Origin of the sequence: Jeongeupia sp. USM3, from assembly GCF_001808185.1 — a bacterium.
Lineage (GTDB): Bacteria > Pseudomonadota > Gammaproteobacteria > Burkholderiales > Chitinibacteraceae > Jeongeupia.
Genome location: NZ_CP017668.1, coordinates 138,004 through 149,734, shown reverse-complemented (window position 1 = coordinate 149,734; position 11,731 = coordinate 138,004). Strand labels below are relative to the sequence as shown.

Sequence of the window (11,731 nt, the reverse complement as noted above, 5' to 3'; positions counted from 1 at the left end):
ACGCTTCGGTCGGGCACGACCTGCATCGGCTCGCTCGCCTACCGGCATCGTGTACCGTTTAATCAAGTCCCAACAGGAGAAACACACCATGGAACACATCGAAATCCGTATCGACGGCATGAGCTGCGGCGGTTGCGTCGCGTCGGTCACCCGCGCGCTGCAGGCCGTCGACGGCGTCAAGACCGTCAGCGTCACGCTGGACCCGCCGCAGGCCCGGGTCGATTTCGACGCGGCCGATACCGATGCGGCCGAAATCGAACGCGCGGTTGAGGATGCAGGCTATGACGTCATCCGCTGACTGCTGTGCCGGGGACCACGACGCCGGTGACGACCGCCGGGTCGAGCGCGACAACAAGGATGCGCTGACCAAGCGGCTGAACCGGATCGAGGGCCAGATCCGCGGCATCAACAAGATGGTGCAGGAAGACCGCTACTGCATCGACATCCTGACCCAGATCGCCGCCGCCAAGTCGGCGCTCGACAGCCTCGGCATGCAGCTGCTCGAAGCGCATGCCCGGGGCTGCGTTGCCGGCGCAATCCGCGACGGTGACGGCGCTGCCGCGATCGACGAGCTGATGACGGTGCTGCGCAAGCTGGGCTGATGCCCCGCCCGCCCGGCGCCGGCTCAGCCGGCGTCGAGCAGGCCGGCCAGCCTGGCGATGCCGGTGTCGATCTGCGCCGGGCTGGCGTGGCTGAAATTGAGCCGCAGCCAGCTTGCGCCGGCGCCGGCCGGAAAGAACGGCTCGCCCGGCATCACCGCGATGCCGGCGTCGAGCGCACGGCGCATCAGCGCCATCGTGTCGCACGCCTCGGCCAGTTGCAGCCAGAAGAACAGCCCGCCGGCGGGCAACTGCCAGCGGGCGCGCTCGCCGAGGTGGCGTTGCAGCGCCGCCGCCATCGCGTCGCGGCGTTCGCGGTACAGCGGCAGCACCGATGCAACGTGCCGGTCCAGCTCGCCGCGCGCCAGCAGGTCGGCGACGACGATCTGGCTGACGCGGTTGCTGTGCAGGTCGGCGGCCTGCTTGAGCCGGGTCAGCGGCACGATCAGATCCGGATGCACGATCAGGAAACCGAGCCGCAGCCCCGGCGCCAGCGTTTTCGAGAACGAGCCCTGGTAGACCCAGCGCGCCGTCTTCAGGCGGCCGGCGATCGGCTGCGGCGCTTCGCCGTCGTAGGCCAGCGCGCGGTAAGGGTCGTCCTCGAACAGCAGCACGTCGTGCCGGTCGAGCGCGGCGGCGGCGGCGGCACGCTCGGTATCGCTGTAACAGTAGCCGGACGGATTCTGGAATGTCGGGGTCAGATAGGCCATGCGGACATCGGCGAGCGTGCACTCGAAACCGGCCAGGTCGGCGCCGTCGGGGCCGACGGACACCGGACAGAAGCGCGCGCCGAACAGCTTGAACGACTGCAGTGCCGCCAGATAGGCCGGCGCTTCGGTCAGCACCGGCGTGTCCTCGTCGATCATCAGCTTGCTGACGAGGTCGATCCCCTGCTGCGAACCGTTGACGATCAGCACCTGTTCGGGCGCGCAGTCCAAGCCCAGCTTGCGGCCCAGCCGGGCGATTTCGTCGCGCAGCACCGGCTCGCCCTCGGTTTCGCCATACTGCCAGGCACCGGCCAGCAGCGACGCATCAAGCTTCTCGGGACGGTACAGTGCTTCTTCGGCCGGCAGGCCGCCGGCAAAGGAAATCATGCCGGGACGGCGGGTGGCGGCAAGGATGTCGCGGACGAGGGACGAGCTGAGGCGATCAATGCGGCTGGCATACATGGAAGGGCTTCCTGTTCAACGCGATGGGGCACCGGCTCGGAGCCGGAACGGTACGGATTTCGCGTTGTGCGCGCCGCGGCGCCTGCCTGTCGCCGATTTGGTGAATCGTGGCCTTGGCAGATCGCGCCCGGATAAGCCAAAATCATTGACCTATCATGGAATAAATCCTGCCGACTTCCAGGGAGCGCGTCAACATGACCGGCACACCCATCGACGAAACGCAGCTCAACGAAGCCTGGGAGCAGATGTTCTACGGCTTCCGGGCGCTGACCGCACCGCCGGACTCGCTGCTCGCCGAACGCGGCTGGAGTCGCGTCCACCACCGCATCCTCTACTTCGTTGCCCGCAATCCGGGGCTGACGGTCGGCGAGCTGCTCGGCCGCCTCGGCGTCAGCAAGCAGGCGCTGAATGCGCCGCTCAAGGCACTGCAGCAGGCCGGCCTCGTCACCGTCGCCGTCTGCAATGACGACCGCCGCGCCCGCCGGCTGACGCTCAGCCCGGCCGGCCGGGTGCTCGAAGCATCGCTGACCGGCGTCCAGCGCGAACTGCTCGCCAAGGTGTTCGAGCGCGCCGGCGAAGCGGCCTTCGACGGCTGGAGCCGTGTCATGGACGAACTCGCCGCCAGCGAGTCGCGCCAAACTTGATCAAGCTCAGGGCGCATCCGCCGTCTTCACCTAGCATGAAACGATCCGCAAACTGCCACCCAAACCGCCATGACTGACCTGACCTGCCATTTCCTTGGCCAGCCTTTGGCCAACCCGCTGATGAACGCGTCCGGCGTGTACTGCCGGACCGTCGCCGAACTCGACCAGCTTGCCGCGAGCAGCGCCGCCGCGATGGTGACCAAGAGCTGCACGCTGCTGCCGCGCGAGGGCAATCCGTCGCCGCGCTACCGCAGCCTGCCGCTGGGCAGCATCAATTCGATGGGTCTGCCCAACGAGGGCTACCAGTACTACCTCGACTACGCCGAGCGCTTCGATCACGAGCGCAAGCTGCTGTTCCTGTCGATCTCGGGGCTCACGCTCGACGACAATGTCGAGATGATCGCCGCGATCCGCGAGGCAGTGAACCCGGCGCTGCTCGAGGTCAATCTGTCGTGCCCGAACGTGCCGGGCAAGCCGCAGACCGGCTACGACTTCGAGGCGATGGACGAGCTGCTCGACGAGGTCAACGACGCCTACAAGCGGCCGTTCGGCGTCAAGCTGCCGCCGTACTTCGACATCTCGCACTTCGATGCCGCAGCCGAGGTGCTGAACCGCTACCCGCGGCTCGCCTTCGTCACCTGCATCAACTCGATCGGCAACGGCCTCGTCATCGACCCGGAAACCGAGTCGGTCGTGATCAGGCCCAAGGACGGCTTCGGCGGCCTAGGCGGCGCCTACGTGCTGCCGACGGCGCTGGCCAACGTCAATGCCTTCTACCGTCGCTGCCCGGACAAGCAGGTCATCGGCTGCGGCGGCGTGCAGAGCGGCACCGAGGCCTTCATGCATCTGCTGGCCGGCGCCAGCCTGGTCCAGATCGGCACCGCGCTGCAGGAGGAAGGCCCGGGCGTGTTCGATCGCGTTCTCGGCGAGCTTGCGGCGATCATGGCGAGCAAGGGCTACGCGACGATCGACGAGTTCCGCGGCAAGCTCAAGACGCTGTGAGTACCGCTGCTCCGCAAACAGAAAGCCGCGAATGCGGCTTTTTGTTTGCGCGCCACCGGCCAGTTCAGGCCGTACGCGGCGCGAACATGATGATCGCCATGCCGGCGAGCGACACCGCCACACCGAGCACGTCCCAGCCCGACGGCCGGATGCCGTCAACCGCCCACAGCCAGCCCAGCGCCACGGTGATGTAGACGCCACCGTACGCGGCGTAAACCCGCCCTGCCGCGGCCGGGTGCAGGCTCAGAAGCCAGGCGAACAGCACCAGGCTGGCTACACCCAGTGGCAGCCACCACGCAGACAGACCTTGCCGCAGCCACAGATAGGGAATGTAGCAGCCGATGATTTCGGCCAGTGCGGTCAGCACGAACAGGCCGACCGTCTGCAGTGCACTCATCTCAGAAGGCTCCCTCGGCGTCGCCTAGTTGTGAAGGTTCAATAGGTTGTTTCGGGTGTTCACCCGGAGAAGTTCTGCGAGACTGGAAATCGCCAAACCCCCAGTCACAGAACAAGACACCGGATGAACACACATAAGAATGCCCGACTGACGTATCTGCGTCGCCTGGAAATGGTTCAGGACATCACCGAGCATGGTTTGTCGACCGCGGCGGCGGCGGCACGCCATGGCGTAAGCGCGGTCACCACCCGCAAGTGGCTGGGCCGCTATCTGGTCGGCGGCGCGGCTGCCTTGCTCGACAAATCCTCGCGTCCCGAGCGCTCGCCACGTGCCATTGCGCCCAGCGTTGCCCTGACGATCATCGAATTGCGTCGCAAGCTGTTCCTGCAGGCTCGCATCGCAAGCTATATCGGCGTGTCCAAAGCAACCGTCAGTCGCGTGCTGCGACACGCAGGGCTATCGCGGTTAAGCGACCTGCAGCCCGCAGAGCCTGTGCAGCGCTACGAGCGCGAAACGCCCGGCGAACTGCTGCACGTCGACATCAAGAAGCTCGCCCGCTTCGAGCAGGTCGGCCATCGCATCACCGGCGATCGTCGCCAGAACAGCCGAAACAGCGGCTGGGAATATCTGTTCGTGGCGATCGACGACCATAGTCGCATCGCCTTCACCCGACTCTACCCCGACGAGCGCCGCGCCAGCGCCATCGACTTCCTGCGTGCGGCCAACGACTACTTCAAAACGCTGGGCGTACCGCTCCAGCGCCTGATCACCGATAACGGGCCCGCCTTCCGCTCCCATGACTTCGGCCGCGTTTGCGTTGAACTGGGCATTAAGCAGAGGTTCACCCGCGCCTACCGACCGCAAACCAACGGCAAGGCCGAGCGCTTCATCCAGTCCGCGCTGCGCGAATGGGCCTACGGCCAAACCTATCAACACTCGGATGAGCGCGGCGCAGTCCTGAGGTATTGGAGTCATTATTACAACTGGCACCGTCCGCATCACGGCATCGGCTGCCACGTGCCCATGTCCCGTCTCTCAGCAACGAAAAACAACGTCTTGACTCTTCACACCTAGTAGCTGACCGGCAACGGTTCGAGTCCGCGCCACAGGTACCAGGTCGCGACCGAGCGCCACGGCGCCCAGCGCTGCGCCAGCGCGTGGACCTCTGCCTTCGGCCGGCGTTCGTCATCGTGGTAATAGCGGGCAACCGCCTTGATCAGGCCGATGTCGTCGAGCGGCAGCACATCGGGCCGCATCAGGTGGAACATCAGGAACATCTCGGCCGTCCAGCGGCCGATGCCGCGGATCGCCGTCAGCTCCGCGATCACCGCTTCGTCATCCATCGCCGCCAGCCGCCCGGCGGCAAGCCGGCCGTCGGCATGGTGCTGCGCCAGGTCCGTCAGGTACTCGACCTTGCGCTGCGACAAGCCGCAGGCCCGCAGGGCGTCGACCGGCGTCGCCAGCAGCCGCTCGCTGCGCAGCTCGCCGAGGCAGGCCTCGAAGCGCCGCCAGATCGAATCGGCGGCCTTGACCGAAATCTGCTGGCCGACGACGGACCGGCACAGCGTCACGAACACGTCGCCGCGCCCTTCGAGGCTGATGCCCGGGTAGCGGGCAATCAGCCCGGCCATGACCTGATCGGCCCGCGACAGATCGGCACATGCATCGTCCCAGTACGCCGGGCGGCCGACGATCGACACCTCAGTGCCCCGCCACCGTCATCCTGTCGACCAGGATCGAGCCGACCCGGCGGCTGCTCGACTTCTGCCCGTCGTCACCGATGCCGACGATGCCCTTGAAAATGTCGCGCAGATTGCCGGCGACGGTGATCTCCTCGACCGGATGGCTGATCCGGCCGTTCTCGACCCAGAAACCGGCCGCGCCGCGCGAATAGTCGCCGGTAACGAGGTTGATGCCGTGGCCGAGCAGTTCGGTCACGAAGAGGCCGGTACCGAGCTCGGCCAGCAGCTCGTCGAGGCTGGCGGTCGCCTTGACCAGCAGGTTGTGCGCGCCGCCGGCATTGCCGGTGCTCGCCATGCCGAGCTTGCGGGCGCTGTAGCTGCCGAGGAAATAACCGTTCTGCACGCCGGCGGTGATCAGCTCGCGCCTTGCAGTGGCAACCCCTTCGGCGTCGAACGCACCGCTGGCGAGGCCGCGAATCACGAACGGGTCTTCGACGATGTCGACCACCGGCGAGAACACCTGGGTGCCGATGCTGTCGGTCAGGAAGCTGGTCTTGCGGTACAGGCTGCCGCCGCTGACCGCCGACACCCAGTGGCTGATCAGCGACGATGCAACCGGCGCCTCGAACAGCACCGGGTATTCGCCGGTCTTGACCCGGCGGCCGCCGAGCCGGCGCACCGCGCGCTCGCCCGCCTTGCGGCCAACCGACTCGGCATCGTCAAGGTCGTCGGCGGCGCGCGCCGCGGTATACCAGTAGTCACGCTGCATGCCCGACTCGTCCTCGGCGATCAGCGCCGCCGAGATGCCGTGGCGGGTCGATTCGCCCAGGCCGGAGAAGCCGGCCGAGTTCGCGTACACCCAGCGCGATGCCGCCGTCGAGACGCTGGCGCCCTCCGAATTGCCGATCCGCTGGTCGACGCCACGGCCGGCCGCCTCGCAGCGCTGCGCCAGCCCGATCGCCTGCTCGACCGGCAGCGCCCACGGATGGTAGACGTCAAGGTCGGGGAAGACCGTGGCAAAACGTGCCGGATCGGCCAGCCCCGCGCACGGGTCCTCGGCGGTGTAGCGGGCGATCGCCAGCGCGGCCTTGACCGTGTCGGCCAGCGCCGTCGTGGAGAAATCGGACGTACTGGCGTGGCCCTTGCGCTGCCCCAGATAGACGGTGACGCCGACGCCCTTGTCGCGGTTGTATTCGATCGTTTCGACCTCGCCCAGCCGCACCGAGACGTTCTGGCCCAGCCCCTCGGAGGCATCGACCTCGCAGGCGGTGGCCCCCTGCCGGCGGGCTTCATCGAGCACGGTCGCGGCAAGGTCTCGGAGCTGGTCGGGGCTGAAACTGAAATCGGACATCGGGCATCCCTGGTAAAAGGTCAACAGGCGCGGTTCGCACGCAGCGGTGCTGGCAGGACGAATGCGGCATCGGGTACGGTGGCCGGCATCAGCATTGCTGCGCCCGGCCGGGCGGCACAAGTGTACGCCGGAGAAGCCCGGCGGGTTTGGTATCATTATGCTTTTGCTCAGCGCTCCCCGCCATGGCTCGACACACAGACCCCGCCCCACACGACGACGACGTCGAAATCGTCAGCAAGAGCCAGATGAAGCGCGACATGAACGCGCTGCAGGATCTCGGCGAAGCGCTGATCCCGCTCGACCGCAAGTACCTGATCGGTCTGGACCTGCCCGAGACGCTCTTCAACGCCCTGATCGAGGCCAAGCGGCTGACCGCGCACGGCGCGGTCGCCCGCCACAAGCAGTACATCGGCAAGCTGATGCGCCAGGTCGACCCGGCGCCAATCCAGGCCCTGCTCGACTCGCTCGCCGGCAACTCGGACCGCCACAACGGCTGGCTGCACCAGCTCGAGCGCCAGCGCGACAGGCTGCTGACGGACCCCAAGGCCGTCGAGGCGCTGATCGGCGATCATCCGGATATCGACATCCAGCAACTGCGGCAGCTGATCCGCAACGCGCAAAAGGAGCGCGAGCAGCAGAAGCCGCCGAAGGCCTTCCGCGAGCTGTTCCAGCTGCTGAAGACGCGCTACCCCGAACCGCCGCTGATCGACCCGCGCGAGGAGAAATGATGCCGCTCACCCAACACTTCGACGCCCTCTTCTTCGACATGGACGGCACGCTGATCGACTCGACCCCTTGCGTCGAACGGATCTGGCGCAACTGGGCCGGCGAACATGGCATCGACGCCGAGCACCTGATCGCCAATATGCACGGCGTGCGCGGCATCGACGTGATCAGCCGCTTTGCGCCGCATGCCGACCTGCAGACCGAATTCGAGAAGCTGCTCGGGCGCGAATTGAGCGATATGGAAGGCACGGTCGCGATCAACGGCGTGCTCGAGCGCATCGCCGAACTGCAAGGTGCCTGCACAGCCGTGGTCACCTCGGCGCCGCGGCCGCTGGCGCAATCCAAGCTCGAATATTGCGGCGTCACGCCGCCGGCCTTCATGGTCTGCGCCGAGGACGTCGCCAACGGCAAACCCTCGCCCGACCCTTATCTCGCCGGCGCGCGGCACTTCGGCGTCGATCCGGCCAGATCGCTGGCCTTCGAGGACGCCCCCAACGGCGTGCGTTCGGCCAAGGCCGCCGGCATGACGGTGATCGCGCTGACGACCTCGCACGCAGCCGAAGAACTCGCCGAAGCAGACCTGCTGATCCGCGACTGGCACGATCTGCGCTTTACCGTCGGGGCCGATGGCCGCGTTGCCGTGGCGTTGAACCGATGAGCACGGCGCTGAAAATCGGGCTGGTCTCGGTTTCGGACCGCGCATCGACCGGCGTCTACGACGACAAGGGCATCCCGGCGCTGAGTGACTGGCTGGCCAGCGCGCTGGCCACGCCGTTCGAACTCGTCACCCGCCTGATCCCGGACGAACAGCCGCAGATCGAGGCAACCTTGCGCGAACTGGTCGATCTCGAGGGCTGCCAGCTGGTGCTGACGACCGGCGGCACTGGCCCGGCGCTGCGCGACGTGACACCCGATGCCACGCTCGCGGTCGCCGACCGGGTGATGCCCGGCTTCGGCGAGCAGATGCGCCAGGTCAGCCTGCATTACGTGCCGACGGCCATCCTGAGCCGCCAGGTCGGCGTGGTCCGCCAGCGCACACTGATCCTCAACCTGCCGGGCCAGCCGAAGTCGATCAAGGAAACGCTCGAAGGCGTCCGCGATGCCGAGGGCAAGGTCATCGTGCATGGCGTGTTCGCGTCGGTGCCGTATTGCATCCAGCTACTCGACGGCCCGTATATCGAAACCAACCCCGCCGTCGTCGCCGCATTCCGGCCCAAGTCGGCCATCAAGGACAAGCAATGAGCGAACTGCTCCCCTGCGTTGAAATCGAAACCGCGCCGAACCCGCAGGCCAGCGTGATCTGGCTGCACGGCCTCGGCGCCGACGGCAACGACTTTGTCCCGGTGGTGCCGGAACTCGGCCTGGACGGGCTGGCGGTGCGATTCCTGTTTCCGCACGCGCCGTACATGCCGATCAGCTGCAACAACGGTTACGTGATGCGCGCGTGGTACGACATCGTTTATTTCGACAGCATCGATCGCCATGCCGATATCGACGGCGTGCGGGCTTCGGTCGAACACGTGCGTGCGCTGATCGCCAGCGAGAACGCCCGCGGCATCCCGAACGAGCGCATCGTCCTGGCCGGCTTCTCGCAAGGCGGCGCGATCGCTTACACGGCCGGCCTGACGCATCCCGAACCGCTGGCCGGCATCGTCGCGCTGTCGACCTATCTGCCGGCACCGCAGCTGATCGACGCGACGACCACCGCGGCCAACCGCCAGACGCCGGTCTTCGCCGCCCACGGCAGCCACGATCCGGTGGTCCCGGTCGCACTCGGCGAAGCGGCGGTCCGGACCGTCACCGACCTCGGCAACGCCGCGAGCTGGCAAACCTGGCCGATCCAGCATTCGGTCTGCCTGCCGGAAATCCAGGCGATCGGCCGTTTCATCGCCCAGCGGCTGGGCTGAACACCCGGTTGATGCAAAAACGGCGCCGCTGGCGCCGTTTTTTTAGCGGTTGCGGCCGGCGCTCAGTCGGCCTGCTTGATCACCTGCACATTGGCCCAGACCCAGTCCGGCCCTTTCTCGATCACGCTGCCAAGCTTGATCGTGAATGCCCGGTCCCTCGCCTGCACCTTGCACAGCCGCGCGCCCGCGTATTCGGATGCATGCATCATCAGCGTGTTGACGCTGTTGCCGGCGTGCAGGTGAGGTATGTAGAGCCCCACGCGCAGCATCGGAAACTCGGTATTGAAGAGCGACAGGTCAGTGAGGTTGATCTGGCTGTTGCCATCGTCGTCGGACTTGACGCTGACCGCGACCGGCGTTGCCGAAAGGACCTGGATGCCGGCCGACAACTGCTCGTCGCGCAGCCGGTTGAGCCGCCGCACCACGCAGACCCGCCAGTTCTCTTCCGCACCGAGACGCATCCCGACCAGCGCACCGGGCCGGATCCATTCATTCTCGGCTGAATGCAGCACGGCACCAAAGCCGCCCTCGGATTCGTTCTCGATCGCCCAGCTTGCCGAGGCGACCTGCTGCTTGGGCTGTACCGTCGTCGGGCCGCTCGCCTGCTTCGCGCGCGTACGCTCGGACACGAAACCGTACAGGCGCATGTCCATGATCTCGTCGTAGTCGACATCGGTCCTGGTCTCGGCCGGCTGCCGGCTGAACCTGTCGTTGTCGGCCCGGACCATTGCCCAGAGCCGGCTCAGGCCCTGGACCACATCGGCCGACTTGCTGACGCTTTTCCGGGCACCGCGGCTGATCTGGGTATTGCGCATCAGCATCACCCAGGCGGACTCGATGTGCCTGAGCAGCTCGGTGCAGGCCGGCTGGCGGCAATCCTGGCCAAAGCCCAGCGACACCGGCGTCGCGCCCTGCTCGATCCGGCGCTGCATTTCCTGCACGTCGTGAAGCAGGTCGAACAGCCCCCAGTAGCGGAACGGTTCCTCGGCCTGATCCTCCTGCACGCGTTGCGGGCCGGCATCCTCCTGCAGGTTGACGCACAGGTGGTGCCGGTCCGGCTGAAACCGGCGCGACAGTTGAAGCAGCTTGCTCCAGCGGTCGAGCCACTGGTCGGCCCAGTCGAGCTGGCGGACCGTCAGATTGCTCTGCGACAGCGTCGCCAGCATCAGCAGCTGCAGGTATTCGTCGGCACAGGAACTGACTTCGTCGGAATGCTGCGGATACAGCACGAAGGGGTTGCTGTCGAAGCCGTCGATCTCGGAGAGCCGGTAGAGCTGGTGCGCGAGCTTCCACAACCGCGACGGCAGCTTCTCGAAACGGAAGTGGTGCCATTTGGCCTGCCGGCCTAGATAGTGCAGGCTGCGCGCCAGCACCGACGGCATCAGCGCCTCGAACCTGGCCTTGTCCTGCGCTTCGGGCTCGCATTTGACGAAGCACTGGTAGAGATCGACCATGAGCTGCGCATGCTCTACGATCTCCTTCCACAGCTGGCGCTCGAGTTCCTTCGACATGCGCGGGTTGGCGACATACTGGTCGCACAGCGCCTCGAAACTGGCCCGCCCCGCCGCGTCGATCAGCAAGGCGGCTTCGAGCGCGTCCGGCGTCGGCGAGGGTTTGCCGTCCAGATAGGCCCTGACCGCGGCCGATACCTGGCCGCGCTGCGCCACTGCCGCCTCGAGTTCGAGCTGACGACACCACGCGGCGGCCTGTTTGGCGCCGGCAAACGGCGAGACGTCGCGCTTGAAAAGCCTGTTCAGTAATTCACGCATGGGCAGCGACCGGCGGCCTTACTTGGTCTCGGTATCGAACGACGACACTTCCAGCCAGGTTTTGGCCTCGTCGACGTCGTCGAACACCTCGATCTCGGCGTCGGAAAGCAGATTGTTGATCCAGGCCGACCAGGTGACCCACTGGTCGTCGGAAACGATGGCGACGCGGCCGAAATCGCGCCTGTGCTTGCGCGCAAACCTGACTTCCTCGACCGCCATGTCGATGGTGTAGCCCATCATGCCCGAGAGGTCGAACAGCAGATTGGCCGAACCGTGAAAGCGCAGCTCGTAGAGCACGCTGTCCTCGAACTCCTTGAAATCCTGAACGGTGAATTCGTTCAGCACCGCAACATAGATGTAGTGGGCTTCGTGCGAGATGGTGATCATGTCCGCTCCTCGATCCGGCGTTGTCTTACAGCATAGCGCATTCGCCCCGGCCAGCCGTTGCCGCCGGAGCATGAATCCGTCCGTGGTTGCACCGATCC

At 66.3% G+C, this 11,731-nt stretch carries 15 protein-coding genes; 9 read left to right on the top strand and 6 right to left on the bottom strand.

What is annotated here, in order from left to right:
• Window positions 1–88: 88 nt before the first annotated feature.
• Entirely contained in the window at window positions 89–298 is a 210-nt protein-coding gene (locus tag BJP62_RS00715; protein WP_070525532.1) for a heavy-metal-associated domain-containing protein, read from the top strand.
• The gene (locus BJP62_RS00710) at window positions 282–602 is read left to right on the top strand and encodes a metal-sensitive transcriptional regulator (protein WP_145927051.1); all 321 of its coding nucleotides are present in this window, start codon (window positions 282–284) and stop codon (window positions 600–602) included. Before BJP62_RS00715 ends, BJP62_RS00710 begins: the two co-directional genes overlap by 17 nt.
• 23 nt (window positions 603–625) lie before the next feature.
• Here BJP62_RS00710 and BJP62_RS00705 read toward each other — a convergent pair whose 3' ends face one another.
• Window positions 626–1,768, bottom strand: coding sequence for a PLP-dependent aminotransferase family protein (locus BJP62_RS00705; RefSeq protein ID WP_070525528.1), 1,143 nt, complete (start codon window positions 1,766–1,768; stop codon window positions 626–628).
• 194 nt (window positions 1,769–1,962) lie between these two features.
• On the opposite strand from BJP62_RS00705, the gene BJP62_RS00700 reads away from it, so the two are divergent.
• Entirely contained in the window at window positions 1,963–2,412 is a 450-nt protein-coding gene (locus BJP62_RS00700; RefSeq protein ID WP_070525527.1) for a MarR family winged helix-turn-helix transcriptional regulator, read from the top strand.
• 69 nt (window positions 2,413–2,481) lie between these two features.
• Window positions 2,482–3,414: a dihydroorotate oxidase gene (locus BJP62_RS00695; protein ID WP_070525525.1), complete on the top strand. Its 933-nt coding sequence runs from the start codon at window positions 2,482–2,484 to the stop codon at window positions 3,412–3,414.
• A 64-nt stretch (window positions 3,415–3,478) separates the two neighbouring features.
• Here the strand turns inward: BJP62_RS00695 and BJP62_RS00690 are convergent, their stop codons facing one another.
• Window positions 3,479–3,811: a YnfA family protein gene (locus tag BJP62_RS00690; protein ID WP_070525523.1), complete on the bottom strand. Its 333-nt coding sequence runs from the start codon at window positions 3,809–3,811 to the stop codon at window positions 3,479–3,481.
• A 123-nt stretch (window positions 3,812–3,934) separates the two neighbouring features.
• On the opposite strand from BJP62_RS00690, the gene BJP62_RS00685 reads away from it, so the two are divergent.
• Window positions 3,935–4,885, top strand: coding sequence for an IS481 family transposase (locus BJP62_RS00685; protein ID WP_070525521.1), 951 nt, complete (start codon window positions 3,935–3,937; stop codon window positions 4,883–4,885).
• Here the strand turns inward: BJP62_RS00685 and BJP62_RS00680 are convergent.
• Both BJP62_RS00680 and pmbA read right to left on the bottom strand, forming a co-directional pair.
• Window positions 4,882–5,511: a DNA-3-methyladenine glycosylase gene (locus tag BJP62_RS00680; protein ID WP_236943638.1), complete on the bottom strand. Its 630-nt coding sequence runs from the start codon at window positions 5,509–5,511 to the stop codon at window positions 4,882–4,884. The two genes, BJP62_RS00685 and BJP62_RS00680, sit on opposite strands and share 4 nt — an antisense overlap.
• A 1-nt stretch (window position 5,512) precedes the next feature.
• Window positions 5,513–6,844 carry a metalloprotease PmbA gene (gene pmbA, locus BJP62_RS00675; RefSeq protein WP_070525520.1) on the bottom strand — a complete coding sequence of 444 codons (1,332 nt, stop codon included), beginning with the start codon at window positions 6,842–6,844 and terminating at the stop codon, window positions 5,513–5,515.
• A 182-nt stretch (window positions 6,845–7,026) separates the two neighbouring features.
• Here pmbA and yjgA point away from each other — a divergent pair, with 182 nt between their 5' ends.
• From yjgA to BJP62_RS00655, 4 genes are read left to right on the top strand one after another with little or no spacing between them, the layout of a single operon-like run.
• Window positions 7,027–7,572, top strand: a complete 546-nt coding sequence (yjgA, locus tag BJP62_RS00670) for a ribosome biogenesis factor YjgA (protein ID WP_070525518.1) — start codon at window positions 7,027–7,029, stop codon at window positions 7,570–7,572.
• On the top strand, window positions 7,572–8,228 hold the full coding sequence (locus BJP62_RS00665) for an HAD family phosphatase (protein ID WP_070525516.1): 657 nt from the start codon (window positions 7,572–7,574) through the stop codon (window positions 8,226–8,228). The genes yjgA and BJP62_RS00665 overlap by 1 nt, the downstream gene beginning before the upstream one ends.
• Window positions 8,225–8,812: a molybdopterin adenylyltransferase gene (mog, locus tag BJP62_RS00660; protein ID WP_070525514.1), complete on the top strand. Its 588-nt coding sequence runs from the start codon at window positions 8,225–8,227 to the stop codon at window positions 8,810–8,812. The genes BJP62_RS00665 and mog overlap by 4 nt, the downstream gene beginning before the upstream one ends.
• Entirely contained in the window at window positions 8,809–9,477 is a 669-nt protein-coding gene (locus BJP62_RS00655; RefSeq protein ID WP_070525511.1) for an alpha/beta hydrolase, read from the top strand. Before mog ends, BJP62_RS00655 begins: the two co-directional genes overlap by 4 nt.
• Window positions 9,478–9,539: 62 nt before the next feature.
• Here the strand turns inward: BJP62_RS00655 and BJP62_RS00650 are convergent, their stop codons facing one another.
• Together BJP62_RS00650 and BJP62_RS00645 are read right to left on the bottom strand one after the other, a co-directional pair.
• Complete coding sequence (locus BJP62_RS00650; RefSeq protein WP_070525509.1) at window positions 9,540–11,246, bottom strand: hypothetical protein; 1,707 nt, start codon at window positions 11,244–11,246, stop codon at window positions 9,540–9,542.
• 18 nt (window positions 11,247–11,264) lie between these two features.
• Window positions 11,265–11,633: an STAS/SEC14 domain-containing protein gene (locus tag BJP62_RS00645; protein WP_070525507.1), complete on the bottom strand. Its 369-nt coding sequence runs from the start codon at window positions 11,631–11,633 to the stop codon at window positions 11,265–11,267.
• Window positions 11,634–11,731: the final 98 nt, after the last annotated feature.

Bases quoted from the DNA above. Each gene is read 5' to 3' on its own strand.
- yjgA (WP_070525518.1), top strand. From the start codon at position 7,027: ATGGCTCGACACACAGACCCCGCCCCACACGACGACGACGTCGAAATC.
- BJP62_RS00705 (WP_070525528.1), bottom strand. From the start codon at position 1,768: ATGTATGCCAGCCGCATTGATCGCCTCAGCTCGTCCCTCGTCCGCGAC.
- BJP62_RS00655 (WP_070525511.1), top strand. From the start codon at position 8,809: ATGAGCGAACTGCTCCCCTGCGTTGAAATCGAAACCGCGCCGAACCCG.
- mog (WP_070525514.1), top strand. From the start codon at position 8,225: ATGAGCACGGCGCTGAAAATCGGGCTGGTCTCGGTTTCGGACCGCGCA.
- BJP62_RS00700 (WP_070525527.1), top strand. From the start codon at position 1,963: ATGACCGGCACACCCATCGACGAAACGCAGCTCAACGAAGCCTGGGAG.
- BJP62_RS00695 (WP_070525525.1), top strand. From the start codon at position 2,482: ATGACTGACCTGACCTGCCATTTCCTTGGCCAGCCTTTGGCCAACCCG.
- BJP62_RS00685 (WP_070525521.1), top strand. From the start codon at position 3,935: ATGAACACACATAAGAATGCCCGACTGACGTATCTGCGTCGCCTGGAA.
- BJP62_RS00690 (WP_070525523.1), bottom strand. From the start codon at position 3,811: ATGAGTGCACTGCAGACGGTCGGCCTGTTCGTGCTGACCGCACTGGCC.
- pmbA (WP_070525520.1), bottom strand. From the start codon at position 6,844: ATGTCCGATTTCAGTTTCAGCCCCGACCAGCTCCGAGACCTTGCCGCG.
- BJP62_RS00665 (WP_070525516.1), top strand. From the start codon at position 7,572: ATGCCGCTCACCCAACACTTCGACGCCCTCTTCTTCGACATGGACGGC.
- BJP62_RS00710 (WP_145927051.1), top strand. From the start codon at position 282: ATGACGTCATCCGCTGACTGCTGTGCCGGGGACCACGACGCCGGTGAC.
- BJP62_RS00645 (WP_070525507.1), bottom strand. From the start codon at position 11,633: ATGATCACCATCTCGCACGAAGCCCACTACATCTATGTTGCGGTGCTG.
- BJP62_RS00650 (WP_070525509.1), bottom strand. From the start codon at position 11,246: ATGCGTGAATTACTGAACAGGCTTTTCAAGCGCGACGTCTCGCCGTTT.
- BJP62_RS00715 (WP_070525532.1), top strand. From the start codon at position 89: ATGGAACACATCGAAATCCGTATCGACGGCATGAGCTGCGGCGGTTGC.